Annotated in this window: 22 protein-coding genes and 1 pseudogene; 9 read left to right on the top strand and 14 right to left on the bottom strand. The window is 61.6% G+C overall.

Annotated elements, in window-relative coordinates:
- Window positions 1-448 precede the first annotated feature (448 nt).
- Entirely contained in the window at window positions 449-1441 is a 993-nt protein-coding gene (locus B9Z01_RS16455) for a LacI family DNA-binding transcriptional regulator (protein ID WP_167387499.1), read from the top strand.
- A gap of 81 nt (window positions 1442-1522) precedes the next feature.
- Here B9Z01_RS16455 and B9Z01_RS16450 read toward each other — a convergent pair whose 3' ends face one another.
- The 5 genes from B9Z01_RS16450 to B9Z01_RS16430 form a co-directional block, all read right to left on the bottom strand.
- Window positions 1523-2422, bottom strand: a complete 900-nt coding sequence (locus B9Z01_RS16450) for a LysR family transcriptional regulator (protein ID WP_085484877.1) — start codon at window positions 2420-2422, stop codon at window positions 1523-1525.
- Window positions 2423-2842: 420 nt separating this feature from the next.
- Window positions 2843-3784, bottom strand: coding sequence for a glutamate cyclase domain-containing protein (locus tag B9Z01_RS16445; protein WP_085484875.1), 942 nt, complete (start codon window positions 3782-3784; stop codon window positions 2843-2845).
- A 47-nt stretch (window positions 3785-3831) separates the two neighbouring features.
- Window positions 3832-5133, bottom strand: coding sequence for an MFS transporter (locus B9Z01_RS16440; protein ID WP_085484873.1), 1302 nt, complete (start codon window positions 5131-5133; stop codon window positions 3832-3834).
- Between the two features lie 365 nt (window positions 5134-5498).
- A complete protein-coding gene (locus B9Z01_RS16435; protein ID WP_244196040.1) occupies window positions 5499-6272 on the bottom strand; it encodes an MBL fold metallo-hydrolase in 774 nt (257 codons plus the stop codon).
- 94 nt (window positions 6273-6366) lie between these two features.
- Entirely contained in the window at window positions 6367-6813 is a 447-nt protein-coding gene (locus B9Z01_RS16430) for a winged helix-turn-helix transcriptional regulator (protein ID WP_085484871.1), read from the bottom strand.
- A gap of 114 nt (window positions 6814-6927) precedes the next feature.
- On the opposite strand from B9Z01_RS16430, the gene B9Z01_RS16425 reads away from it, so the two are divergent.
- Window positions 6928-7899, top strand: a complete 972-nt coding sequence (locus B9Z01_RS16425; RefSeq protein WP_244196039.1) for a class II aldolase/adducin family protein — start codon at window positions 6928-6930, stop codon at window positions 7897-7899.
- Window positions 7900-7926: 27 nt separating this feature from the next.
- Here the strand turns inward: B9Z01_RS16425 and B9Z01_RS16420 are convergent, their stop codons facing one another.
- Together B9Z01_RS16420 and B9Z01_RS16415 are read right to left on the bottom strand one after the other, a co-directional pair.
- Entirely contained in the window at window positions 7927-8877 is a 951-nt protein-coding gene (locus B9Z01_RS16420) for a LysR substrate-binding domain-containing protein (RefSeq protein ID WP_085484867.1), read from the bottom strand.
- An 80-nt stretch (window positions 8878-8957) separates the two neighbouring features.
- A complete protein-coding gene (locus tag B9Z01_RS16415; protein WP_085484865.1) occupies window positions 8958-10292 on the bottom strand; it encodes an MFS transporter in 1335 nt (444 codons plus the stop codon).
- Between the two features lie 367 nt (window positions 10293-10659).
- Between B9Z01_RS16415 and B9Z01_RS16410 the strand changes: the two genes are divergently transcribed.
- The gene (locus tag B9Z01_RS16410; RefSeq protein ID WP_085484863.1) at window positions 10660-11370 is read left to right on the top strand and encodes a TetR/AcrR family transcriptional regulator; all 711 of its coding nucleotides are present in this window, start codon (window positions 10660-10662) and stop codon (window positions 11368-11370) included.
- Window positions 11371-11406: 36 nt separating this feature from the next.
- Here B9Z01_RS16410 and B9Z01_RS16405 read toward each other — a convergent pair whose 3' ends face one another.
- Window positions 11407-12624 (bottom strand): MFS transporter, encoded by a 1218-nt coding sequence (locus B9Z01_RS16405; RefSeq protein WP_085484861.1) that lies wholly within the window; start codon window positions 12622-12624, stop codon window positions 11407-11409.
- A 351-nt stretch (window positions 12625-12975) separates the two neighbouring features.
- Between B9Z01_RS16405 and B9Z01_RS16400 the strand changes: the two genes are divergently transcribed.
- The 4 genes from B9Z01_RS16400 to B9Z01_RS16385 all read left to right on the top strand — a co-directional run bounded on the left by B9Z01_RS16400 (window position 12976) and on the right by B9Z01_RS16385 (window position 17085).
- On the top strand, window positions 12976-13974 hold the full coding sequence (locus B9Z01_RS16400; protein WP_085484859.1) for an aldo/keto reductase: 999 nt from the start codon (window positions 12976-12978) through the stop codon (window positions 13972-13974).
- Window positions 13975-13991: 17 nt separating this feature from the next.
- Window positions 13992-14303: a high-potential iron-sulfur protein gene (locus B9Z01_RS16395; protein ID WP_085484857.1), complete on the top strand. Its 312-nt coding sequence runs from the start codon at window positions 13992-13994 to the stop codon at window positions 14301-14303.
- Between the two features lie 68 nt (window positions 14304-14371).
- A complete protein-coding gene (locus tag B9Z01_RS16390) occupies window positions 14372-14824 on the top strand; it encodes a (2Fe-2S)-binding protein (RefSeq protein WP_085484855.1) in 453 nt (150 codons plus the stop codon).
- Window positions 14821-17085 carry a xanthine dehydrogenase family protein molybdopterin-binding subunit gene (locus tag B9Z01_RS16385; protein WP_085484853.1) on the top strand — a complete coding sequence of 755 codons (2265 nt, stop codon included), beginning with the start codon at window positions 14821-14823 and terminating at the stop codon, window positions 17083-17085. The genes B9Z01_RS16390 and B9Z01_RS16385 overlap by 4 nt, the downstream gene beginning before the upstream one ends.
- 113 nt (window positions 17086-17198) lie before the next feature.
- Here B9Z01_RS16385 and B9Z01_RS16380 read toward each other — a convergent pair whose 3' ends face one another.
- The 5 genes and pseudogenes from B9Z01_RS16380 to B9Z01_RS16360 all read right to left on the bottom strand — a co-directional run bounded on the left by B9Z01_RS16380 (window position 17199) and on the right by B9Z01_RS16360 (window position 21897).
- Window positions 17199-17813, bottom strand: coding sequence for an ankyrin repeat domain-containing protein (locus B9Z01_RS16380; RefSeq protein ID WP_085484851.1), 615 nt, complete (start codon window positions 17811-17813; stop codon window positions 17199-17201).
- A 68-nt stretch (window positions 17814-17881) separates the two neighbouring features.
- Window positions 17882-19336 carry a catalase gene (locus tag B9Z01_RS16375; RefSeq protein WP_208626081.1) on the bottom strand — a complete coding sequence of 485 codons (1455 nt, stop codon included), beginning with the start codon at window positions 19334-19336 and terminating at the stop codon, window positions 17882-17884.
- Between the two features lie 678 nt (window positions 19337-20014).
- A pseudogene (locus B9Z01_RS16370) lies at window positions 20015-20272 on the bottom strand (3-oxoacyl-ACP reductase); the annotation flags it as partial.
- A gap of 79 nt (window positions 20273-20351) precedes the next feature.
- Window positions 20352-20738 carry a RidA family protein gene (locus B9Z01_RS16365; RefSeq protein ID WP_085484849.1) on the bottom strand — a complete coding sequence of 129 codons (387 nt, stop codon included), beginning with the start codon at window positions 20736-20738 and terminating at the stop codon, window positions 20352-20354.
- Between the two features lie 58 nt (window positions 20739-20796).
- Complete coding sequence (locus B9Z01_RS16360) at window positions 20797-21897, bottom strand: alanine racemase (RefSeq protein ID WP_085484847.1); 1101 nt, start codon at window positions 21895-21897, stop codon at window positions 20797-20799.
- A 168-nt stretch (window positions 21898-22065) separates the two neighbouring features.
- On the opposite strand from B9Z01_RS16360, the gene B9Z01_RS16355 reads away from it, so the two are divergent.
- Together B9Z01_RS16355 and B9Z01_RS16350 are read left to right on the top strand one after the other, a co-directional pair.
- Complete coding sequence (locus B9Z01_RS16355; RefSeq protein WP_167387498.1) at window positions 22066-23013, top strand: LysR family transcriptional regulator; 948 nt, start codon at window positions 22066-22068, stop codon at window positions 23011-23013.
- Window positions 23014-23017: 4 nt separating this feature from the next.
- Entirely contained in the window at window positions 23018-23911 is an 894-nt protein-coding gene (locus B9Z01_RS16350) for a LysR family transcriptional regulator (protein ID WP_167387497.1), read from the top strand.
- A gap of 79 nt (window positions 23912-23990) precedes the next feature.
- Here B9Z01_RS16350 and B9Z01_RS16345 read toward each other — a convergent pair whose 3' ends face one another.
- Window positions 23991-25337, bottom strand: coding sequence for an MFS transporter (locus B9Z01_RS16345; protein WP_085484841.1), 1347 nt, complete (start codon window positions 25335-25337; stop codon window positions 23991-23993).
- Window positions 25338-25386 lie beyond the last annotated feature (49 nt).

Here is a 25386-nt window from a genome sequence, read left to right as displayed (position 1 = left end):
ATATGGCCGAGTATGGACGCAATACTCGGCCGCTGCTCGTGAGCCGCGTCATCAACGTGCTGCAGGCTTGCTAGAGGCCGCGACTCGTGCATTGAGCGCCAAGCCTTTTCTCTGCAACTTCCCGGTATTTATCGTTAAAATCCGCTGAAATTCGCGATGTTTTGGGTGAGCGTCACCCAAAATGTCACGCGGCCGGAGTTCATCGACACGTCCCGCTGGTCTCGAATGCCGCCGCGCCAGCTCGCATGGCTGAACGGTCAGACGTGAACCCGGGGCGGGCCAACCGGCGCGAAGGTCCGCGCCCCCGGCGGTGGCCATTTCTCAACATGCCGCGTTATAGTATGCCGAATAGGGCAGGCGCGGTGGTGCGCCTCGACACCGGGCAGGGTGCAAGTTGACCAACGAAACAAAGAAAAGAGCGCAGCGTCGCAAATCGAATGCGATTTCCGTGGTAGATGTCGCGCGCGCGGCAGGAGTATCGACTGCGACCGTTTCGCGTGTGTTGAACGGTAAAGCAACGGTAGCGGCAGAATTGCAGAGCCGTGTGCGCGACATCGCACGGGAACTCGGCTACACACCGCACGCCGCGGCGCGCGCGCTGGCCTCGCAGCGCTCGAAAACGATCGGCGCGGTGATCCCTTCGCTGGAAAACCAGAACTTCGCGATCGGCGTGTTCGCGCTGCAAAAGCGTATCGGGGAAGCCGGCTATACGTTGCTGCTCGGATGCTCGTACTACGATCAGGAAGATGAGTTGAAGCAGGTCCGCGCCCTGATCGCGGATGGCATCGCTGGGCTGATGCTCGTGGGCCGCAGCCACTCGCCCGCGCTCTATGAACTGATCGAGAAGGAGCGGATTCCGCTCGTCAATGGCTGGACAGTCGATCACGACCATCCGTATGTCGGCTTCGACAACGTCGCGGTAGGCCGTCGCCTCGCCGAGTATCTGCTCGATCTCGGGCATACGCGCTTCGGCATGATCACGCAAATGACGCAGCATAGCGATCGGGCGGCCGATCGGATCACCGGCGTGCGCGCGGCGCTGCAGTCGCGTGGACTGCAGTTGCGCCACGAGCATCTGATCGAGATGCCGCACAAGATCATTGAAGGCCAGATGGCGATGAAGGCGCTGATGAACGGCCCCGAGCGTCCTACCGCGGTGATCTGCGGCACCGATCTGCTGGCGATCGGGGCACTGGCCGAAGCACGCGAAGCAGGCATCGACGTGCCGGGCGAGCTGTCGATCGCGGGCATCAACGACATCGAGTTTTCCAGCTTCACGTCGCCGCCGCTGACCACCATGCGGCTCGCCGCCGATGAAATCGGCGCGCGCAGCGCCGAGTATCTGCTCGCGCGAATCGACGGACGGCCGGTCAGTTCGCAGAACATCGTGCCAACCGACCTGATCGTGCGCGGCACGACGGCACGTCCACGCAAGGTCTAGCTCGCCGGCACGCGGCACACCGCTCGCGATCATCCCGAAACCCTTTGAGAGCGCGCGCAATAGTCCGCGCGCTCCCGCCGGCTACGAGGGAATCAGCACGCGGCTGCGCGTGAGCACCTCTTTTGCCAGCTCCACGATGGTATCCGCGCCGCTCAGACACTCTTCCTGATAAGCGACAAAAAACCCCTGCTGGGTGATCGGCCGTTCGGTGTTCAGCACATGAATCAATCCGGCGTCGATCTCCGTGCGCATGATCGCGGGCGACAGCACGGCGGCCGCATGTCCGGCCGCGACCAGCCGCGACATCATGGACAGGGAGTTGCATGAGCTGACGTTGTCCGGATAGCAACCGGCGCCGCGGAACCAGTTCATCACCAGCGAATGGTTCGAGGAGGGTTGCGAAACGGTGATGATCGGTACCGACGCAAGCTCCTGGGGCGTGACATTGCAACTGGGCACGAGTTGCGGCGACGCAACCCAGTGCAGATCGGTGTAGCCGATAGCAGTCTCGACGACGTGAGGTGCGTCGGTGGAATCGTTCAGTATCGCGATGTCCAGTTCGTGCGCGGCAAGCTTGCTGCCGAGTACGATCCCCAGATCGATTGTGAGTTCGATCTTCATCTGCGGATATCGCGTCTTCAGCTGCGTCAGCAGATCAGCAAGCCCCGCATGGGCGATGGACTCGATCGCGCCGAGACGGAGCAGCCCATACATGGGGTCGGTACGCTTCGCAATCTGTTCGAGCTTTTCCGCCAGCTTCAGGACCTGTTCGGCATTGCCGAGCGCCTCGCGGCCCGCCCGCGTGAGTTCGGAACGCGGGCGGCTGCGCGTGAAGAGCTGCACACCAAGATGCTCTTCGAACTCCTGCATTCGTGCGGAAATGGTCGGCTGCGTGAGATGCTGATGGCGCGCTGCCGCATGAAATCCGCCTAATCGCGCGACCCAATAAAAGGTTTCAATTTGCTGGAGAGAAATGCGCATGATCGGGAGTTTCTATCAAAGGGCGTTGCTAACTTTGATTATCTCCCGGACAATTTTCGTTCGTATACTGAGCCGCTCTTTTCGTCGCGCCGAAACGTAGTGCGTTGATGATCATTTGCGGCCGCGCGATCTCGTGCTCCGATTGATCTGCCGGGCAAAGGAGATGTCGCTTGAAGCAGGCAGGCGTCGGCCGCAACGGGCTGCCGACGCCTGCCCGTTCCGCAAAAGGCGACCGACAGTCATCACCACATCTACGATGCGCGCTATCCCGTCGATCCGTCAGCGCAATTGCAGCCGCCCGACGCGACGCGCCATCGAATCCTCGTCAATAATCCCGCGAGGCTTTACGGCTTTTAGCATGTGTGCGTGCGCGCTCTTCGTCCAGCCGGGCGCGCACCCGAAATCAGAAAGGAGTGACGCTTACGCGTGCGACGGCTCTGCCAGATATCCGTCAACGTGCGCCCTGAGCTCACTCAGCACTTGTGCATGCTGTTCCCACGAAAGCCGGTCGACGCTCATCTTCGGCGTCGCGGGCCGGTCGATGCGGCTATCGTCGACTGCCTGCCCGATATCGACGGCCGCAGTCAGATATGCCCGGTCGCGCTCTGGCGTGAAATCTGTCAGCAGCCGCGCCGCCACGTCTCGCGGGGCGACCATCGCCATGGCGGACACAAGGCCCCAGCCGCCCCAGTTCGATACGCTGGACACGATCAGGTAGTCCGCGGGAATGGCCGCACTGATCAACGGGCCGTTGGGAATGTCGTGGTGGATGATCTGCTCGGGCAGCACGCCCATGCCGATTTCATTGCCGCCGTCGCCGATGCCGATCGTGACCCACGGGCGCGACCACTCCGGGTCCTCGAACAGAAGATGCAGCGGAGCGGTATCGTCGGACATGTCCGCGCCGTACTCGCGGTGCGGCTTGCCGTCGCTTGCGGGCGACACGCGCTCGATCGCGATCATATGGGTGACCGGACGTGGCGCATCGCTTAGCCGGGCTCTGAGCGACTTGACCGATGCCGCGCTCACCGAGGTGATTTCGAACGCGACATCCTTCGGCAATTCAGTGGTGACGGCCCAGACCGCCTTACAGCATGGTGCGTCCGAGATCACGGTCACCGGAATGCCGAGATTCGAAAGTGCAGCGGCCAGATGGGCCATGCCGCCCAGACCGTCGGTCTCAGGCGAGGGCGGGACGGCATTGCGTATGAAGAAGCCAGTCACGATGCCGACGTGCGCGTTCGGCGTGCTCATGATCGAACGCGCGGCCGCTTCGAGTTGACCTTCGACGAACCGCTTCATGCGGCCAATGTCGCGCCGGACGGTTTGGCCGATGATGTCTTCGATTTTCGCTATTCCCATGTTCCATTCCCAGTAACAACGTTGTTGATGCGAGGCGCGGCGATCGCTCAAACCGGGATCTTGGTCTCGTAGTCGATTCCGATCGAACAGAGCAGAAGGCCGACACCCATTGCGGCGAAACACATCAGCGCGAGGAAATAGGAGCCCGTAAATTGAACGATTGCACCGATCGCAATCGGGATCACCATGCCGCCGATATTCCCGCCGAAATTGAGCAGTCCGCCGAGCGTGCCGACCTTGTTGCGCGAGGCGAGCATCGCGGGAATCGACCAGTACAGACCGCCCCACCGCAGAAAAAACAGGGTAATCGACAGCAGGATCACGACCATGCTCGGGCTCGTCGCATGGGCCACCGAAAACACCGCAATCGTGGCAATCACGCCGGCGATACCGAAGAAAGTGCGCATCACGCGGTTCGGCGCGGCGCCGCTCGCGAGCCACTTGTCGGCGACGTAGGCACCGGAGAGTTCGCCGACGAAGCCGCAGAAGAAGATCACGAAGCTGGCGCCGCCCATTTGTTGAATGTTGAAGCCCTGGGCTTTCTGCAAATAGGTGGGCATCCAGGTCAACAGCCCGTAGTAAAGCGTCGTGCAACACATGAAGCCGATGAACATCAGCAGCACTGAACGATATCGGAAGAAATCGAGCGCGTTGCCCGACAGGTTTTGGGCTTCCTTCTCGTCTTCCTTGCGTCGGGCCAGTTCGATGTATTCCGCTTCGGCCTCGTTGACTCCCGCGTGATCGCGCGGTTGATTCTTCACGTAGTACCAGGCGCCTATGCCGCACAGGACCGTGCCGACGCCGGCGATTGCGAACGCTGCGCGCCATGAATGCGCGACCGTGATGAGCCAGGTGATCAGAACCGAGCCAAGCGCTGCGCCGAGCGGCGAGCCACCGTCCATCAGCGATGCGCCGCGAACCCGCTCATGCTGCGTGAGCCACATCGCATTGAGCGCGCCTCCCGCCGAGGCCACAGGCGCTTCCGCCACACCGAGTCCAAGTCTCGTCGCGAGCAGGGACATCGCGTTGGTCGTCAGGGCGCCAAGCCCCTGGAATGCGCCCCACAGCAAGGTGCACAGCGCGAGCACGAGGCGCGGCTTGAAACGATCGACGGCCATGCCGCCCGGAATCTGCATCAGCGTGTATGACCAGAAGAATGAACTCATGATGAGGCCCTGCATCACCGGCGTAAGCGTGAACTCGCCCGCGATCATCGGCATCGCGACGGACAGCGATGCGCGATCGATGTAGTTGACCGTCACCAGCAGCAACATGATGAGAAAAATCTTCCAGCGAACCGATGTCTTCGGCTGGGCGTACGCCACAACCGCGGCTGGTGCTCTGCTCATGCCTGCTCTCCTGATTCGCGATTCGGACGTTGGTACGCGCCTCGCGCGTTGCGCATCGGTCGATGTATGAACGAGTGGTCCGCCATGCGGCGGGCGCCTGTTTCATGCTGGTTGGAAGCGAGTATAAAAGCGCGGGTTGGATTGGAGATAATTGAAAGTGACCCACGCAGCCGATAGAAATTGCTGATCATGGGGCTACCGTCGTGCAGGTTCTGTCCGCAGCTGTCGCTGCGGAAAAGCTGACGGAACACGTCGAGGAGGGCGATGAATGGACGCTCCCGCCGACCCGGCGCAAGCGCACGGCCTGATTCGTTTTTATCGCTAGTTGCGCACGGCTTTGCAGTCGTGCGTGTTGCCGACCAGGCTCATGCGCGCCTGGCCAGATAGGCATCCACCAACTCGACGAGCCGTTCTCGCCCGAAGCTGGTGTCGTGTCCCGCGTGCACGACCTGCACGGGCAATTCGCGCAACCGCTTCATCGTGCGCACGTAGGTTGGGATATCGGCGCCGCCGATTTCATCCAGAAGCGGGCCGTCGTAGATGGCATCGCCGGAAAACAGGGTGCCGGTTGCCGCTTCCCACAGACCGATGCTGCCCGGTGAGTGGCCAGGTAGATGCAGTACCTCGAAATGCCGGTTGCCGAGGTCGACGATATTCCCTTCCTTGACGATTTCCGTGACCGTTGCCGCGCGTATCGCATAGTCGGACATCACGTATTCCGCGCTGGGCAGGGCCGTGATCAGATCGCCGTCGAACGGATAGCCCGCTTCACGATACCGGCGTATTGCCTTCTCGCCCAGCACCGATGCCAGCAGCGTGCCGCGCTCGCGTGGCGAACGCAGATTATCGGCCTCCAGTTCGTGGACCAGCGTATGGGCAAACTCATGATGTCCGCCGATATGATCCGAATGGGTATGCGTCGCCACGGCTGTCACGTTGTTCTGCAACAGACGCTGGGCCGCATCCCGCAAACTGGCGATGCCCATTCCGGTATCTATCATCAGGTCGCGGTCGCGACCTCGCACATGCCAGATATTGCAGCGCATCAGCGGCACGACATGAGGTTCCCAGAGCAGGGTGATATCGTCACTGATACGTTTTATCTCGAACCATCGGTCGGCAATCGGCAGCATAGTCATTGGGCTTCGGTAGTAATCGAGAAGCTACTCTGACACAGTCTGCTGCGCTGATCCAGAGCGAGCCGCTGGCGTTCGCCGCGCGTGCCGCGAAGCTTTAACCGTATCCTCCAATGGGTCGCCCCGTCGTGTGACCATGCGGTATCGGCCCGCTTTCCTTTCGATCGAATTGCAGGCGCGCCGCTTCCATTTCGGTCGTGTGAGTTTCGGCCCACTCCCAGATCCCGCAGATTTTTTCCAGAAGGCTCTTGCCGAGCGGCGTCAGCCGATAGTCGACCCGCGGTGGGATGACCGGATGCACGTGGCGCGACACGAGGCCGTCGCGCTCGAGTTGACGCAAGGTCTTCGTGAGCATCTTCTGACTGACACCATCGATCTGCTCGCGTAGGCGCGAAAAACGCATCTCGCCAAGAGTCCCAAGCGCATCGATTACCAGGATGCTCCATTTGTCCGCGATCTGCTCAATGATGTCGCGCGCAAGATCATCGGTTTTCTTTTGCGCATTGTCGTCGGCGCAATGCGTATCGTCGTAAATTGTGTCCATGGGAGAAAGTGCCGGAGCCACGAAGTGTTTTACGGTCGCCGGAATGGGCTGACATGATGATTGGCGTGTTCGCCTGATCAGTATGCGCCAGTTCCTCGAAAGCATCCGGCACGAGTGCCGTTTGTCGAACAGCGAGTATCGCATGACTATCGAAACGCTGTGATTGAAGTACTTCTGCCGCGCATTGTGAGCGCAAGAAGCGATCCTGTGACAAATCGTCGATGGACTGCGTGCTCTGTGCAGACGAAAATCAGGACTCCGACCAGCATGAAGGAGCATGTCATGGGCCACGCGGAAGTCCGCGAGTTGCAGATCCCCAAACCGATCGGCGGACGCTTGCCGGAGCCGCCGGTATTCGCCAGCCTCGACGCTGAGCGGCAACATCGCAAGCTCAAACTCGCCGCGGCATTTCGCATCTTCGCGCGATTCGGCCTGGCCGAAGGCATCGCCGGACATATCACGGTCCGCGATCCGGAGTTTCACGACCGTTTCTGGGTCAATCCGTATGCGCAGCATTTTTCGTCAATCCATCCGGACGACCTCGTTTGCATCGACGAGGAGGCCAATGTTTATCATGGGACCGGCCCCGTCAACGCCGCTGCGGCAGCGATTCACTGCGGCATCCACGGTGCGAATCCCGATGTCGTCGCAGCAGCCCATACGCATACGACTGCTGGTCGCGCATTTTCAGCGCGCGCCCGGCTGCTTGCTCCGCTCAATCAGGAAGCCTGTCTGTTCCATGAGGACCATGTGCTATTTCGTGGTGACGTAGTCGTGCTCGCCACCGAAGAAGGTCGCCGGATCGCGGAGACGATGGGCACGAAGCGTGCGGCCGTTCTGCTCAATCATGGCCTGCTGACTGTCGGGTCTTCGGTCGACGCGGCGGCGTACCGTTTCATTGCAATGGAGCGTTGTTGCCAGGTGCAGTTGCTGGCCGAGGCGGCGGGTCCGATTGAGCCGCTGTCGGATGAGCACGCGCGGACAACGCATGCGCAACTCGGGTCCGACTATGTAGCGTGGCTCAACTTTCAGGGGCTCTACCAGCAACTCCTGCGCGACAGTCCTGACCTGCGCGAACTCGCCTGAAGCCGCACTTCTCCACGCGGGACGTCCTCAGTCTGGCGCCAGCGTCGTTTCGAAGGCTGCCGTTCGATCGCGCCGACAGCCTTCGCGATAATCGCGCACCGCCTCGCTGAGCCATTGATCGAAGCGCTTGAGCGGCTCCCAGTCACGCTTCTGCTCGGGAAACGAATAGTAGATGGTTTCCGGATTCGGGATCGAATGAGGATGCACCTGGACGAGCGCGCCGCTGCGCAGCTCGCGTTCAATCAGGATCTGCGGAAGCAAGGCCACACCGAGTCCTGAAATCGCGGCGTTGATCGCCATGATGAACATGTCGTAGTGCTGGTTCGCCGCGCTATGTTCGGTGATCTGCGTGGATGCGCTTTCGGACCATGCAAGCCACGCGCGCGGCAGATCGCGAGTGTGAATCCAGGGCAGGGCGCTGATTTTTTCGCTGCTCAAGCCATCGCATCTGCCGAGCAACGCGGGCGCGCAGACGGCCAGAATCCGGTCGTCGCTTACGAGCGGTTGTCCCGGCATGGCGGGCCACAAGCTCTGTGAGAAATAAATCGCGGCGTCGAAGCTTGAATTGTCGAAGAAGGTCGGCTGGTCGCGGCCCATGATATGAAGCTGCAGATCCGGGTTCAGCTCGTAGAAGTCATTGAGACGCGGAATCAGCCATTGAGACGCAAACGTGACACCGACCGCCAACTGAATCTTGACTTCACCCTGCTGGCGAATCAGCTCGAGCGTATCGCGGCGAATCTGGTCGAGATGGACGCGAATTCGCCGCGCGTACTCCGCGCCCGCCGCGGACAGCACCAGACGCTGACGCACCCGCTCGAACAGCGGGATGCCCAGATGCGCTTCCAGCTCGTTGACCTTTTTGCAGACAGCACCGTGCGTTTGCGACAGCTCGATAGCAGCCTTCGAAAAACTTTCATGCCGCGCCGCCGCTTCAAAAGCTTGCAGCGCACTGAGACTGGGAACACCGCGACGCATCGGGAATCCTTGCTGGCGAAAAGAAGTGGGCAATGGATTGCTCGATGATAGTCCCAGGCACGGCGACGCGCTCGCCACGCTCACTCGCTGGCAAGCTGTGGCTGGCCAACGTCGCGCCAACGCATCTCGAGCAACATGACCGTGATCGCAGCGAGCACCATCGCCGCGGCAATGCCGACAAAGGCGAGGACAAACGTGCCGGTCGTATCCTTGACCCAACCGATAAAGTACGGCAACAGAAATCCCGACGACACGCCTATGCTCGTGATCAGCGCGATGCCGGCCGCTGCGGCGCGATCGGTGAGGATGCGGCTAGGCAACTGCCAGAAGGTCGTGATGCTGCAGAAGCAGGCCGCGGAGCCGATTGAAAGAGCGATGATCGACTGATACGGAGATTTCAGCAGCAGGGCCACCGAGAGCGCGGCCGCGCACACGAGCTGGGGTCCTGCCACATGCCGGGCGCTGACCTGGCGACGGCTGACCACACGGCCCCAGATCAGTGTCGCGACAAGCGCGACGCTGAATGGAATCGCTGTAATCAGCCCGATATCCACGAGGCTGTACTTCACCCCAAAAGTGCTTTCAAACGTTTTGACGACTTGCGGCAGGAAGTAGAGCAGGCCGATGATGCCGGCGTTGGTGCCGAAGTAGACGAGACCGAGCGCCCAGACTTTAGGATTGGTGAGCGCTCGCGCGGCGCTGGACGGCGAGGTGGCGGCCGCCGCCTCGGCCCGTTCGGCAGCCAGCGCCGCGGCGATTTCACTCTTTTCCTCGCTGGAAAGCCAGTGTGAGCGGGATGGGTCGTCCGTCAGCCGGAAGTAGACGATGCCGGCCAGTATGATCGCGGGAATCCCCTCCAGCAGAATCATCGCGCGCCAGCCGGTGATGCCGAACACGTTCGCGTGTGTCATCAGCCAGGTGGAGACCGGTGCCCCGAGCATGCCGGTCAGCGGGATCGCCGTCACGAACAGAGACATCATCCATACGCGATTGTGCGCGGGCATCCACAGCGTGAGGTAATACACCATGCCCGGAAACAGGCCGGCTTCGAACGCGCCGAGAAAGAAGCGGGCGATATAGAGCCAGCGCGAGTCGGGAACGAAGCCCGTCAGCGAAGAGAGCAGACCCCAGCTCAGCAGAATGCGCGTCATCCATAGCCGAGCGCCAAACCGATGCATGCAGAGGTTGCTCGGTACTTCGAACAGGATATAGCCGAGAAAAAACAGGCTGGCGGCGAAACCGTATTGCGCCGTCGTCATGTGGAGTTCGGCATTCATGGTCAGCGCCGCATAGCCGATGTTCGCGCGGTCGAGCTGGTTCGCGATATACATCACGATCATCAGCGGCGCGAGCCGCCAGGCGATCCGTTTCATCAACCGATCGGAAATCGCGGCTTTGCGCGGCCTGACATCCATGGCTTTCCTCCAGATTTATGCGTTGCGGAATGCTCTCGAGGATGATTAAGCGCCAAGGTCGAGGGGACGACAATGCACGAAAAATATTGACTTTGTGAGCAAACGTCACAGGCCAGGGCAGCTGCTTTCGATCAACGATTCGCCGCCACGATTCCAGCGGCGGCCAACGCGAGCAGCACCCCGCCGAGCGCGAATGCCCCCTTTCGTCTGAACAGATCGGCAAGGATTGCCCAACGGCCTGAGATAATGCAGCGCTGCGCCCGGGCGGACGAAGAAAATCTTCCTCGTACCCGGACGGTATACCCTATCAAAGCATAAGTCGTCATGTGAAGACTTATTTTTCGGAAGCGATGGACACAGGAGCGTCATGAAGGCCAAACCCAAAGATGTCGCGGAGCCGGGGAGCAAGACCGTAAAGAGTCGCGCGCCGATCAAGCGGCCGATGAAAAAAGCGCCGCAGCGTCTGCCACGTGCTGAGCGGCAGGCGCGCGTGCTGGAAAAGGCCGCCGAATATTTCGCCGAACACGGTTTGAACGCGCAGACTCGCGCGATCGCGGAAGCCTGCGGGGTGTCGCAACGGTTGCTGTATAGCCTGTTTCCCAGCAAAGCCGCGCTGATCGACGAAGTTTATAAGCGCGAAATCGTGGGAACCTTCAAGGCGATATGGTTTGTGCAGTTGAAAGACCGCAGTGTGCCTCTTGAAAGCAGACTCAATACGTTTTATCGCGAGTACTATGAGACCCTGCTGACGCGGCAGTGGCTGCGTCTGTTCCTCTACTCGTCGCTTGAAGACCTGCAATTGGCGCCGGCGTACACGAATGCGGTCGTCACGCATGCGCTCGAAATCATCGTCACCGAGACGGCGCACGAACTGGGATGCGGCGTACCCGCCGATCCGGCGCATCTGACCGAGGTCGGCTGGCTGCTGCATGGAGCGGTATCCCACCTGGCGATTCGGCGCCGTATCTATTCGAACGACAACACCACGCCCGTCGACGCGGTCATTGCGATGCAGGTGCGCGCCTTCCTCACGAGCGTGCCGGCGCTGCTTCCGGCGCTGGCAGGCTCCCGGGCGTGACGCGCTAAAGGCCTGATCGAGCGGGACCTGGTGTTCTCAGTCGCCGATCGGCGCGGCGCCGGGCTTGCGGTTCATTTGCCCGAGCATCAGCAAAAACAGCGCGATCAGCACCAGGACTATCGTCAAGCCGGCAAAGAGCAGCGTCGCTCGCTCGATGCCGGCGCGCTGCACGGCGATGCCCAGCCCGATCACAGGGAGTGAGATCGCGACATACAGCACGACGAAGAAGCTCGACGTGACTTCCGCTCGCCGGTGCGCGGGCGCCGCCGACGCGATCTCGCCCAGGCCCGCGCGGAAGCTGATGCCTTGCCCGATTCCCGCCAGCGCGGTGCCGAGCAAAAGCGCGCCGAGCGAGCGTTCGGGCACGCACAGGCCGACCCACATCAGTCCCATCACGAGTCCGATGCAGCCTGTTGCCTGTCGCCATCGGGCGGCAATGATCGCCTGCACGATCTGCCCGAGCGCGGAGCACGCGAACAGCAGGAACACGATCGCGCCTAAGACGATGCCACTGTGAAAGCCGAGAACGACCCGAATCAGTTGGGGCGCGACCGCTGCAAAGAAACCCACCACGACGAAACCGGCAAACCCCGCTAGCGCGGCAGGGATGAACGCAGCGCGGACCTCGGCGGGAAGCGAAATTTTCTGGATGCCGAGCTTGACCCGCGCGGGAATCGCGGCGGTTTCCGGCACCCGGAAGACGGCAAGCGCGGCGATGGCGATCAGCGCCAGATGAACCGTATAGGGCAACTGCATTGGCCGGGGAAACAGTTCGACCAGCACGCCGCTCAGCAAAGGACCGAGACCCAGCCCGAGCATGTTGGAGGCGGTAGCCGCGAACGTGGCTTTGCCGCGCCACGCGGGCGGCGCGAGTTCGATCACGGCGACGGTGGCGGTTCCTGTGAAGATGCCGGCGGAAATCCCCGACAGCAGACGGCCCAGCATCAGAAGCGCCAATCCGTCGCTGAACACGAACGTGAGCGCCGACGCGGCCGACACACACAAGCCCGCCAGCAGCATGCGACGGCGGCCTAGCTGATCGGACCAGTTGCCGATCAGCAGCAGCGCACCGAGCACCCCGATTGCATATGACGCGTAGATGACGGTGATGACGGTCGGCGTAAAACCATACTGCTGCTGGTAATAGCGATAGATGGCGGTCGGTAGCGTGGTACCCATCATGTTGATTGCGAATGCCAACGCTACAGCCAGAAATGCGAGCGGGGATTGCGGTGCGGCGGAAACGACTTTCATAAGATGTCCCAACGATTGCTTCACGACTGTGCGCAATTATGGGCAATTTTTCGAGACTTTGCTGAGTGCCCGGCGCTCGTGCTCAGCATCGAATTCATGCAGCGGCGTGAGTAGATAGTCGAGTTGCGCCGGATTGCCGATTTTCATTTGCGCGTTGCCGTGCGCATATGCCGCGTCGTAGCAATTAGTTTCCGCCGGGAAAGTATGAAACCTTCAGGTGCCTTCTTGTGATCGCCGGATGCCGCTGAAATAATCGGCAAGCCTGCCCGTCCGATGGGCATGTCGCCATTTTCCGGATCGCTTCGACCCGGATGCGGTGCCTGATATAGCGCTTTTGATTTTGAGCTTCAGATGACTATTGAAACAATCGCAATTGAAGGTTTAACGACTCCCGTTTCACGTATCGGCCTTGGCACCTGGGCCATTGGCGGATGGATGTGGGGCGGCACCGACGAGAAAGAGTCGATCGCGGTGATCCGCCGCGCGCTCGACAGCGGGGTCAATCTGATCGATACAGCGCCGGTGTACGGCTTTGGCGCCTCGGAGGACATCGTTGGCAAGGCGCTGGCCGACGGCTATCGGCACAAGGCGGTCATCGCAACCAAGGTCGCGCTGGAGTGGCACGACGGCGCGGTATTTCGCAATTCGTCGCCGGCGCGCATCCGTCAGGAAGTAGAGGACACCCTGAAGCGCTTGCGCACGGATTACATCGATCTGTATCAGGTCCACTGGCCCGACCCGCTCGTGCCGATCGAAGAGACCGCACAGGTGCTCGACGATCTGCGCAAGGAAGGCAAGGTGCGGGCGCTGGGCGTCAGCAACTTCTCGCCTGCGCAAATGGATGCGTTCCGGCGCGTGGCGCCGCTGTCGGCCACGCAGCCGCCATACAACCTGTTCGAACGGGATATCGACCGTGACGTGCTCCCGTACGCGAAACGGCATGGGCTCGTCGCGCTTGCCTATGGAGCGCTGTGCCGCGGATTGCTGGCGGGGCGCATCGGCGTCGAGACGCGCTTCGAGGGCGACGATCTGCGCCTGCGCGATCCGAAGTTTCGCGAGCCGCGTCGCGAGCAATATGTCGCGGCCGTCAAGGCGCTGAACGCGTTCGCGCGCGATAACTTCGACAAGCCGGTGCTCGCGCTCGCGGTGCGCTGGGTGCTCGATCGCGGTCCGACGATCGCGCTATGGGGCGCACGTCGTCCTGCGCAACTGGACGGCATCGACGACGTGTTCGGCTGGCGCCTCGACGAGAAAGCATTCAGGCAGATCGACGCGATTGTCGCGAACTTCGTCAAAGACCCCGTGGGGCCGGAGTTCATGGCGCCGCCGCAACGCGTGCTCGTAGCGTAACGGGAGGGGCATCGAACATGACGAACCTTCGACGCACCTTCATGATCCAGTCGATCGGCGCGGCCGCGCTTGCGCTCGCAGGACGCCCTGTGTGGGCCGCAGCCGTGTCGCTTCAGGAGAGCGATCCCGCTGCGCAGGCGCTCGGATACGTGGCCGATGCAAGCCGCGTCGACCCGGCGAAATACCCGCATTTCAACCGCAACCAGCGCTGCTCGAACTGCCAGTTCTATCAGGGCAAGCCGGCCGACGCCAACGCGCTCTGTGCGCTGTTCGGCGCGAAGCAGGTGAGCGGTGCCGGTTGGTGCAAGGCCTATCAGGCAAGAGCATGAACGACGCTGAGCCTGTCATCAGGTAGCGCCGGCAGCCGTGGCGTGCGTCGACAACAAGGAGTAAACGGATGGAACTGATTGTGAATGGCGTGCATCACAACGTCGACGCCGACGCGAACATGCCGCTGCTGTGGGCGGTGCGGGATCTGCTGGGACTGCATGGCACCAAGTTCGGGTGCGGCGTGGGCGCATGTGGCGCGTGTACCGTTCATCTGGAGGGCGTGGCGGTGCGATCGTGCGTCACGTCGCTGGCGGATGCGCAGGGCAAGTCCGTGACGACGATCGAAGGCCTTGGCAAAGGCGGCGAACATCCCGTGCAGCGAGCGTGGAAAGCGGCCAATGTGCCGCAGTGCGGCTACTGTCAGCCCGGCCAGATGATGCAGGCTGCGTCGCTGCTCAAACAGACACCGAAGCCGAGCGACGAGCAGATCGTCGAAGCGATGTCGGGCAACGTATGCCGCTGCGGCACCTATCAGCGCATCAAGATTGCCATCAAGGCTGCGGCGGAGCAGGCGTCATGAGCGAGATCGTCAATCTGAGCCGGCGCCGGGCACTGAAGGGCACGTTGGCCGGCGGGATGGTGCTGGGTCTGCATGTCGGCGGCACGCGATTCGCGTTCGCCGCGGCGCCGCTCGCGTCGTCGAACGGCGTCGATGCAGTATTCGCCCCGAACGTGTATGTCTCGGTCGCGCCGTCCGGTGAGATCGTGCTGGTCGTGCATCGCTCCGAGATGGGCACCGGCATCCGCACCAGCCTCGCGATGATCCTCGCAGACGAACTCGACGCCGACTGGAACACGGTCAAGGTCCTGCAGGCGCAAGGCGATGCGAAGTACGGCGACCAGAATACCGACGGCTCGCGCAGCATCCGCCAATTCTTCCAGCCGTTGCGCGAGGCAGGCGGCTCCGCGCGGCAGATGCTGATCGCGGCAGCCGCCGCGCAGTGGCGCGTGAGCCCGGCGAGCTGCCGGACCGAACCAGGCTACGTGGTGCATCCGGCGAGTGGCCGGCGCGTTTCATACGGCGCGGTGGCGCGCGCCGCCGCGCGTCAGCCGGTGCCCGGCCGTGACACCCTGCAGTTGAAAAGCGAGGACACGTGGCGCTATATCGGCAAGTCCCTGCCGATCGTCGATCTCGACGACATCGTTCATGGCCGTGCGATATACGGCATCGATATCGTGCTGCCCGGGATGACCTATGCGTCGGTCGAGCGTTCGCCCGTATACGGCGCGACGCTCAAAAGCGTCGACTCGACCGAAGCGATGAAGGTGCGTGGCGTGCTGCACGTGGTGCGCATTGCTTCGGCACCGTTGCCCGCCGGTTTCCAGCCGCTGGGCGGTGTCGCGGTGATCGCAACCAGCACCTGGGCCGCTCTGCAAGGACGCCAGAAACTCAAGCTCGAATGGGACCTCGGGCCGAACGGCACCTACGATAGCAACGCCTATCGCAAGGCGCTCGAAGATACCGCCCGGCAGCCCGGGAAGGTCGTGCGCAACAACGGCGATACTGCGGGAGCGTTCAGGAGCGCCGCACAGCACGTGTCGGCGGACTACTACGTACCGCATCTGGCGCATGCGGCGATGGAGCCGCTAGCGGCAACCGCATCGTTCGCGAACGGAGCAGTCGAGGTGTGGACCGCCACGCAAAATCCGCAGCAGGCACGCACGACCGTCGCGCAAGTACTCGGCGTGCAGGAACAGGCCGTGACGATCAATGTCACGTTGCTCGGCGGCGGCTTCGGCCGCAAGTCGAAACCGGACTACGTGGCGGAAGCCGCGTACCTGGCGCGCGAAGTCGGCGCCCCCGTCAAGCTGACATGGACGCGTGAAGACGACATACGTAACGATTATTTTCATGCCGTATGCGCGCAGCACATGGAAGGCGGCCTCGATGCGCAGGGCAGGACGATTGCGTGGTTGCACCGCAGCGTGTTTCCGTCGATCGCCTCGACGTTCACGCCGAACGTGATTTATGGTTCGGCGGGCGAACTCGGTCAGGGCGTGACCGACATGCCGTATGAAGTCCCCAATGTGCGGTGCGAGAACGGAGCGGCACCCGCGCATACCCGTATCGGATGGTATCGGTCGGTGTACAACATTCCGCACGGCTTCGCGGTGGGCTCGTTCGTCGACGAACTCGCCGCCGCGGCGCGACAAGACCCGGTGCGGCATCTGCTCGCGCTGCTTGGCAGCCCTCGCCATGTCGATCTGCATGCGATGGGGGTCGACTATCCGAACTACGGCGCGTCGATCGACGAGTATCCCATCGATACCGCGCGCTATGCCGCGGTGGTCCGGGCGGCGGCGGTGCGTTCGAACTGGAGCGCTGCGCTGCCCGCTCGCCACGGGCGCGGCATTGCCGTTCATCGCAGCTTTCTGACCTATGTTGCTGCGGTTGCGCAAGTGCAGGTCGCCGAGGACGGCTCGGTGCGGGTGACACGGGTCGATCTGGCCGTCGACTGCGGACGTATCGTCAACCCCGACCGCGTGATCGCGCAGTTCGAAGGCGCGGTGGTGATGGCTCTCGGCAATACGCTATACAGCGAACTGACGTTCAGTCAGGGAGCGGCCGAACAGTCGAACTTCACCGACTACCGGGTCGCACGCATCGACGCCGTGCCGGAAACCCACGTTTATATCGTGCCGAGCGCCGCACCGCCCGGTGGCGTTGGCGAACCGGGGGTGCCGCCGACAACGGCGGCGATCTGCAACGCGATCTTCAATGCGACGGGCACGCGAATTCGGGCATTGCCGGTCGATAGCGCGCTGTTGAAGCGGGCGTGACCGGCACAAGGGGCACAAGAAGCACAAGGGGCAAGCCTGGTCTGTGCGGATATCGCGATCAACTGATCTGCCGATGGTCGGTGCGACATGAAATGCCGTTGTTCGGCCGCATCTCATTGTGTCGCGCCGACGTGGCGTAAAGCGTCCTCTACGGCCGGATTATGTTGTGCGATCGCCATCTGCAATGCGGTCGCCCCGCGCGCATCGACATGATTCGCGTTGGCGCCGTGGGCGACGAGTACCGGAATCATATCGAGCCGGCCGAATAGCGCCGCAAACGACAATGCCGTTTCCCCCGCATTGTTGGGTTGATCGATGTCGCAATGCGTGTCGAGCAACATCATTGCAATGTTCGTCTCGCCTTTGAATAGGGCTCCCATCAGGGCCGTATTGCCGTTGCGGTCGGCCGCGCAGGCATTCGCGCCAGCCGCAAGGAGAGCTTTCAAGCTCTCGGGATGATTGTCGTACGCGCTAAGGATCAACGCGGTATAGCCCTCGTGCGTTGTTGTTTCTAGCGGGAAATGGGCGGAGATCAACGCCTGAACGATATCGGTGCGTCCCGCACGCGCCGCGGCAAACCAGTCTTCGGTGTAATGCGGCGTGTCCGTCATAGCCGAATACATTCCCGACTGGTACACATGCTGCGCGCAACTCGCAGTCAGGAATGCGCTCAGGGCGGTGAGCGCCGCGGTCCGAACGAGGCGCCGGACAGAAAGAGAGTGTCGCATTGCGTCCTCCGTGAGAAAGCAGACCTATTTAGTGGGGAGACCTGCGCGCACAGGTCTCCCCGGTTGCATCAGTTGTCGCTCAGTTGTGCCGCCGCATCTTTCACGCGGGTCAGATCGGCATGGGTCGCTCGTGCGAGGCGAGTGCCATAGTCGGAATCAGCCTTGTAGAAGTACGAGAGCATCGTGTACCTGTTCGCGTCGTTGGTCACACGACCAAGGTCGCCCGACAGCGCCGTAATCAGGTCTGCCTTGTCGGTCTCGGACAGCGTCCGGTAGTACTCGCCGGCCTGACGGAAGTCGAGCGTCTTGTGAATCGCTCTTTGCTGAGTGGTTCCCCTCAGCGGCGTCTGCACCGACTTGTACTTGTCCTGTTGTGCAATTTCGCCGATTCCGGATGGCTCATAGTTCACCTCGCCCTTTCGATCTTCCCCATTCATGAGGCCGTCCTGGTTGTTGTTGTACACCGGCACGATCGGACGGTTGATCGGCAATTGGTTGTAGTTCGGGCCGAGGCGATACATCTGCGTGTCGGCATAGGCGAACAAACGGCCCTGCAACATCCTGTCCTCGGAAGGCTCAATCCCCGGCACGAGCCGGGACGGTGCGAATGCCGATTCTTCCGTGGACTCGAAATAGTTATCGGGAATCCGATCGAGCGTCATCGTGCCCACTTTCTGCTCTGGAATCGAGGACGGCCATTCCTTCGTGTCATCTAGAGGATCGAAATCGAACCTGTCCAGATCCTTCGGCGAGAGCACCTGGACATACAGGTCCCACTTCGGATACGAATGCGCCTTGACCGAGTTGTACAGGTCATTGGTCATCAGATTCCAGTCAGCGCCGATCGAATGCGGGATGTCATGGGGGCGAATGGTCTTGATACCTTGAAGGCTCTTCCAGTGAAACTTCACGTAATGGACTTCGCCTTTCGCATTGACGAACTTGAAGGCGTGCACAGCATAGCCGTCCATGTGGCGATACGAATCCGGCATGCCCTCGTCCGTGTAAAGGTGCGTGAGCATGTTAGTGGCTTCGGGCGAATGGGCGAAAAAGTCGAACGCCAGATTCGGATCCTGAACGCCCGTCACTGCCGATGGTTTGTTCGCATGCACGAAGTCAGGAAACTTGATCGCATCGCGGATGAAGAAGATCGGCCAGTTGATGCCGACCATGTCCCAGTTCCCTTGCTGCGTGTAGAACTTGATAGCGAAACCGCGCGGGTCGCGTGCCTGCTCGGGTGAGCCGCGATAGCCCATCACCGTGGAGAATCTGACGAAGACCGGCGTCTTCGTTCCGGGCGTGAATACCTGCGCGGAGGTCAGGGCGCTGATGTCCGCAGTCGGCACGAATTCGCCAAAGATCCCGGTGCCGCGCGCATGCACCACGCGCTCGGGTATGCGTTCCCGGTCGAAGCGCTGCAGTTTCTCAATGAGATGAGAGTCCTGCAAAAGGACCGGACCTTCGGGGCCGGCGGTTTGGGAGTTCTGGTTGTCGCCGACGGGCGACCCGCTATCACGGGTCATGCCCGCCGCATGCGCAGGTTGAGCGAGCGCAATTGCAGAGACGATCGAGAAAATGCCTGCAGCAATCTGTGTCTTCAGTACTTTCACTTTTTATTCCTGGTTCAGGGAGGGACCAGGGGAAATCCTAGGGTTCAGCTGTTCATTTATCCAATCCTTTTTCCCTATTATTTCGATAGGCGGCGAATGGATTTGAAAAATAAAAGATGATGAAAAAAAAGAAAATTCAATGAGCATGGATAGAGCTATAGAGTGAGAGTTGGCGATGCGCGCAAGATAGCTGGAATAGGCGCAGGTACTGGGCGCACCATACGTTTCATAAAAAATCGGCTTCGTTAAGTATTGTCGCGCATAGATTTATGAATGAAGCGTCGCAATTCATTGAAGTTGAGAAATGCTATCCGGAAGGTTCGTTAACCGCATTAATTGCGTTTTATAATTGCGGAAAACGGTAGATTGGCAACAGTACAGAGGTGTCGCATTTTCTCGACGAACTTATACGTTGCCAACATCCTGCAATCGGCGGCCTTTTTGAGCCGTCATTTCCAGTCGTACCAATTGCGTCGGACGACGCCCTTTGACCGGGACTCTGTGCGCTTCACGCAATCTGGTCGAACGCTTCTTCTCAATCGTTGCGCTCGCCGCTTCTTCCAATGCGGAGTAGCTGGCCGACAATGCGCTCTAGCCGCGCCCCACGAATGGCATGTTGCTCGCCATGACCGTCATGTTCAGAACGTTGGCGCTCAAGGGCAGGTTGGCGATGTAGCGGACCGCTTCGGCAACGTGTTTTACATCCATCATCGGTTCCGCAGCCATCGTTCCATTTGCCTGACGTACGCCGCGCGTCATGCGCTCGGACAGTTCCGTCAGTGCGTTGCCGATGTTGATCTGACTGCAGACGATGTTGAACTCGCGCCCGTCGAGCGCGATGCTCTTCGTGCCTGATTCAGTCATGTTGTCCTCGTAAAAGAGAAGCGGGAATGTCCAGACGTGTATCTGCGTGAAGAGCGAGGCATCGTCAATGTTGCGGATCAGCGCAGCCGTCTCCCGGCTCCGCGACGGCATCGATTTCCACGCGCACGCCGTTGAGCGCGCATCCGATGGTGGTCCGTACGGGGGCGGCAGTGCCCATCACTTCGGCATAGACAGCGTTGAACCGCTGGAAATCGCGCATATCCGACAGATAAGCCTGGACGCGGACCAGCCGGCTGAAATCGGTGCCTGCGTCATCGAGCACCAGGCGCAAGTTATTGAGCACCGCGATGGTTTGCTCTTCGATCGTTTCACCGAGAATGTTTCGTTCGGCGTCTCGCGGGACCTGGCCCGCCACGAAAATCAGTCCGCCAGCGCGACGCCAGAGGCTGTAGTGACCGCCCCGGGACGGTTGCTTGCTGGATTCGATCATTGCTGGTTTGAGCCTTCGAGAATGCTTCGACAGGGGAAGCTTGCCGGCCTCGTGACGATCATCGGGGCAACGGTATGACAGTGCGTTCGCTTCCGAGCTGATCCCGGTACTCCCAGCGACCGTCGAGGGCACGAACGAGCGCGTTGCTGTACAGGTAGGCCGTGGTGCACGTGTGCTCCGGAACCAGCAATAGCCGATCGCCGACGTTGAGCGTGTCGTTGCGCACGACCGTGTGCTCCTCGTTCATCATGACGATTTCGCCGGCCCCCTGAAAACGTTGTGTCTGCGGCTTGTCCGGAGAGATGGCCTTGCTGCCGGCATCCAGCGTGGCCGTGCCATTGCGCGTGGAGATGACCGTCGTCAGCACGAATCCTGCCGCGAGCCAGACGTGGTGCGCGAGTTCTCGCAGGTGCTGGGCGTTCGAATAGACCCAGGTGCCCGGAGACACATACGGCATCGCGGAGCGCGGCCATAGGTCGAACGTGTAGCTGCACCCTCCGACCGCATCCACTTCGATGCCGTCGCGGCGCAAGCCTGACTGAAGTGTGTCCAATGCTGCGGCAAGCTGATGGACTTTTTCCCGGCGCTCTTCAGCGTCGCCGCGGATGTGGCCATCGTAGAGATGCCAGCCCGCGAGTCGGCCGAGCCCGGCGACCGCACGTGCGAGTTCCAGCGCGCTGTCGTCCATCGGGATTCCCGTGCGCCCCATCCCGGGGTCGAGATCGACACGCAGATTCACTGAGCGCGAGGTGCCGTCCAGTAGCGCGGCCCACACGTCCAGTCCGTGGCGGGAATCGACGAGACCGGTGAGTTCGGCGTTGGGAAAAAATCTGGCCAGTTCGACGAAGCGGCCGATGTTTTGCGGATTGACGGTAGGGAAGGCCCAGGTGACGCGTGTGGCGCCAGCCGCCAATACCATCTCGACTTCGGCGAGCGTACTGGCCTTGAACGCGCCGACGCCATGCGCGAGCAGCAAGCGAATGAGCCACGGTGCGCGATGGGTTTTCACGTGCGGCATCAGACGCTCGACGCCGCCGCACGCTTTTGCGGTGACCGCCAGATTGTGCAGGATGCGGTCTTCGGCCACCACGAAGCAGGGTGTTGCGACCGCCGGCGCGAGGTCGGCGGCAATTGGGCTGATCACGTTGGGTGTTGTCATCTGATGAGGGTTATGACATATCCGGGCGGGGCGGTTGATGCATCGCACGGCGCGGTGAGTGTCGCGGGGCGTGGAGAAGGTATTCTTCGTGGAAACAGATGCCGAATAAAGAGATATTTGTGCATAATTCTTCATTCCAAAAGTGGATGGATTGAAGGAGGTGAAAGCGTGGCGCATCGGTTCACTTTCCAGCAGCTCGAAGCACTGGTGGCGATTGCGGACATGGGGTCGTTCGAGGCCGCGGGGCGCAAGCTCGGTAGCGTCCAGTCCGGCGTGTCGAGGCACGTTCGCGAACTGGAGAGTCAATTCCCGAGGCCGTTGTTCGACCGCATTTCGCGCTCGGCGCGGCTGACCGTCGATGGCCTCGAAGTGCTCTCGCAAGCGCGCGCGATTCTTCAGCAACGCGATGTCCTGCTAAGCCAGTACGCGAGCGAGAAAGTACTGCGGCGCTCGCTGAGATTGGGGATGACCGAGCTTGCAGCGCTCACCTGGCTGCCTGGTTTCGTCGATGCGCTGCGATCCACCTATCCGTTGGTGGATGTCGAGCTGGAGGTGGGCGGCGTCGCCGCGGAGCTTTATGAAAAGCTCAGGCTGGCGCAGCTCGATCTGGCGATCTTGCCCGACACGCCTCGCTGGACGAACATGCTGCGATTTCCGCTCGCCACCGTGCGTAACGGCTGGTATTGCAGCCTCGCGTTCGAGCTGAAGCGGCGCAGGCTGACCGTGTCGGAGCTTGGCCAGTTGACGCTGCTGTCCCAGGCCGCGGACTCGGCCGCCGGACATGTGATGAGCGAATGGCTCGAACGCAACGGCGTGCAACCGCGCAACGTCATGACCTGCAATAGTTTTTCCGCGCTCGGCGGCATGGCGAGTGCCGGACTCGGTGTCGCCTGTCTGCCGAATGCCATTGCTGGCGAACTCGTTGCGCTCGGCAGATTGCGGGAGCTCAAGGTGACACCGGTGATGCCGCCGGTGCGATATGTCGCGGTCGCGCGGCACGATGCATTGACGCCATTTCACCGCAGGGTCATTGCGCTCGCGCGTGCGGCATGCGACTACGAGACGCGCTATCAGGATGCCGGCGCGCGCGAATCGCAGGGCCGTCAGGAGCAATAGTGCGATGCTGAGCGTAAAACAGATCGAAACGTTTTACTGGGTAGCGAAGCTCGGCACGGTACAGCGGGCAGCCGACAAACTCCATATCACCCAGTCGGCCGCGACCAAGCGTCTGCAGGATGTCGAGGCAAAGTCCGCGGCACCGCTGTTCGAAGCGGGGGGAAAGAAGGCACGGCTCACCGCGAAAGGGCACGAGATGTTGACGCTATGCGAGAGTCTGCTCGACAGCATCGGGCGACTACAGGCCTATCGGGACGCGGACCGGCACGTGGCCCGGGTCGTGCAGATCGGACTGACGGAGCTCGTCGCGCTGACGTGGTTTCCGGCGTTCCTGAAAGAGATGCATGAACTTTTTCCGCATCTCACTCTGCAACCCTACGTCGACATGTCCGGCCCACTGCGAGAGCAGGTGATCGACGGACGCCTCGACCTGGCGATCCTGCCTGAGCCGGAGCTACCCGCGTTCGTCACCCGGGTGGCGCTGGGCAGCGCGAGTTTCGCGTGGTTCTGCCGTCCCGGTCAGTTCGACGGCCAGCGCACAGTGTCGCTGCGCGAACTGGGCACCGTCCCCGTGATCGAGCAGGTTCCCGTTTCCATCGTGACCATTCTGGGTTCGCGGGTCCTGGAGAGCGCGGGTGTCGATCCCGAGCGTATTTGCGGCGGCAACAATGCGGTTGCGGTGGGCGGTCTGGTGGCGGCAGGCGTGGGCGTTAGCCTGCTGCCAGTCGATCTGTTCAGAAAGCAGGTCCGGAGCGGGCTGATGCAGATCGTGACGACCGAGCCGGCCGTACCGCCGGTTCGCTACGATGCAATTTTTCTGAAGCAGTCACATTCCGCGTTGGGCTACATGGTCGCCGATGTTGCGCGGCGCTGCTGCAACTTCAGTCTGGACACCTGACGACGGACAGAGCGTGGAGCGCAGCCCCCTGCATCGCGGACCGCGCAAGGAAGCCGCGCTAATCGGCTCACGCAGCGTTTCACGACGCGCTGCCCGAGGGCCGTGTATCGAGTTGCGAGATCGTGCGAGCCGAGCGTTCGATCAGTACCACCACAACGGCGGAGAGACACATCAGCGCGGCGACGAGCAGCATGGGCGCTTGATACGATCCCGTGATGTCGCGCAGCCAGCCCGTGGCATACGGTCCAAGGAAGCCGGCGAGCGTCCCGATCGTATTAATGAGGCCGATGCCGGCAGCCGCTGCTGCGCCGCTCAGGTACCGTGGCGGCAACTGCCAGAATGACGCGTGCGGTGTATAGATGCCAACTGCGCCAAGTGTGAAGGCGAACATGACCTCGTAAGGCGACGAAAGAAAGAGCGCGGCGGCGAACGACAGTCCGCCTATCGCGGCGGGTATCGCGACATGCCATGCGCTGACGGTCGTGCGGCGCGCGTAGTGTCCCCAGGAGACGATCGTGACAGCCGAGACGGCAAACGGAACCGCGGTGATCAGACCGATCTGGAATACCGAATATTTGACCGCGAACATCTGCGAGAAGCCGGCGACGATCTGAGGCAGAAAGAACGACAGCGCGACCACGCCACTGTTGATGCCGAAGTAGACAAGCCCGAAGGTCAGGATACGGCGGTCCGCCAGCGTGCGCCAGGCGCCCTGGGGCGAGTGGCGTTGCGCTTCGGCACGCTCGACGGCGAGGGCCCGGTTGAGCTGGTCTCGCTCGGCCGCGCTCAGCCACGTCGCTTCCTCGGGCCGGTTCTTCATCACGATCGCGGTGACGACGCCCAGCGCAATCGCCGGCAGGCCTTCAAGAAACAGCATCGCGCGCCACCCTGACCAGCCGAAAACCCGCACGTGCTCCATCACGTAGGTCGAGAGCGGCGCGCCAAGCATGTTCGACAGCGGAATCGACAGGAACAGCAGCGACATCAGCCACACGCGTTCCTGACGCGGCAGCCAGAACGTCACGTAGAGGATCATCCCGGGAAAGAAGCCCGATTCGGCGACCCCGAGAAGAAAGCGCAACAGGTATAGCATGCGCGCGCTGTCGACGAACGCGGTCAGAGAAGCGACCACGCCCCAGCTCACGAGAATGCGTGTCATCCACAGGCGCGCGCCGAAGCGCGCCAGCATCAGGTTGCTCGGCACCGCGACGAGGATATACCCGGCGTAGAACAGTCCCGCAGCCAGGCCGAACTGCGAGGCCGACAGGCCGAGTTCATGATTCATCGTCAAGGCGGCATAGCCGACATTCGCCCGGTCCATCTGATTGACGACGTACAGCAGGATCAGCAAGGGTGCCAGACGCCATATCACTTTCCGGGCGATCGCCGGGTCCAGGTGTACGGCCGTGTTCGCGGGCTCACTCATAGCGGTTTCTCCTCAGGTCGAGACTCAAGCTCGGCGCGCGCTGTGCGGC

Origin of the sequence: Paraburkholderia susongensis (assembly GCF_900177725.1) — a bacterium.
GTDB lineage: Bacteria > Pseudomonadota > Gammaproteobacteria > Burkholderiales > Burkholderiaceae > Paraburkholderia > Paraburkholderia susongensis.
The sequence above is the reverse complement of the archived record's forward strand: the minus strand, read 5'-3'. Positions and strand labels throughout refer to the sequence as shown.